The sequence below is a fragment of the Acidovorax facilis genome (assembly GCF_023913775.1).
GTDB classification, from domain to species: domain Bacteria; phylum Pseudomonadota; class Gammaproteobacteria; order Burkholderiales; family Burkholderiaceae_C; genus Acidovorax; species Acidovorax facilis.
This window is the reverse complement of record NZ_JAMXAX010000320.1, coordinates 1-761: the sequence shown is the minus strand read 5'-3', so window position 1 is coordinate 761 and position 761 is coordinate 1. Positions and strand designations below refer to the sequence as shown.

The window sequence follows — 761 nt, the reverse complement described above, 5'->3', positions numbered from 1 at the left end:
GAAGAAGAAGAAGAAGACTGTGACGATGGCAACGAGTCAGAGGGGGGTGGTGGTCAGCCCCAATGCTCCGGCCCAGGCACTGCTATGGGGCCGCAGTAGTGGATTGTGCCGCCTGTCCGCCCCGCCGCCAGTCCTGAAGATCGGTGAATGCACGGTTGCATCCCGTGCACTGCAGGGTCTCGGTGTAGCGCATGGCGCCCGTCTCGTCGCGCGCTACCACCCGGTGGTAGCTGCTGGCTCCGCAGTAGCCGCAGTGGTTGACAGTGGCAGGTGGATTCGTGGGCATGTCTCGGAGCGGGCTTGTCGCGGGGTGTTGTCGGTGGGTAGCACGATGGTAGCGACTTGGTTGGCCCCCGGTTCTCCGAAGGGCATCACTGCAACTGGACCGCACTCCTGCCAACTTTGCCACAGCGGCGTCAACCGCTGCCCTATGGCCGCGTTGATCTGATGAGTTTGCATCACATAATGTCACAAACCCAAGAGGAGGATGGATGGCGGTTTGAGCCTTAAGGCTGGTTGGGCAGCGAGGAGCTAATGGATCCAGGCTTTTACTGTGCCTGGCTCGCCCGGCGCTTGGTCGGTGCTGGCACCTCGGGCGGCTTGAGCAGAGCCCATGGTGCGACACCCAGAACGTGGGCCAGGCGCTCGATGTTTGCCAGCGAGACGTTCCACTTGCAGCGCTCGATGGCCGACACGTAGGTGCGGTCCAGTTCGCACTCGTGGGCCAGACGCTCCTGGGACCACTCTTTCTGCACGCGCAA

The 761-nt window shown here is 62.7% G+C and carries 2 protein-coding genes; both read right to left on the bottom strand.

Annotated features, from left to right (window positions below; all coding sequences use genetic code 11):
- Positions 1–82: 82 nt before the first annotated feature.
- Positions 83–286 carry a hypothetical protein gene (locus tag NFX52_RS30405; protein ID WP_156358907.1) on the bottom strand — a complete coding sequence of 68 codons (204 nt, stop codon included), beginning with the start codon at positions 284–286 and terminating at the stop codon, positions 83–85.
- Positions 287–548: 262 nt separating this feature from the next.
- Positions 549–761, bottom strand: a 213-nt coding sequence (locus NFX52_RS30400) for a helix-turn-helix domain-containing protein (RefSeq protein ID WP_252636013.1), incomplete at its 5' end; no start/stop codon positions are given.

Coding starts and splice junctions, on each gene's coding strand:
- NFX52_RS30405 (WP_156358907.1), bottom strand. CDS start 286: ATGCCCACGAATCCACCTGCCACTGTCAACCACTGCGGCTACTGCGGA.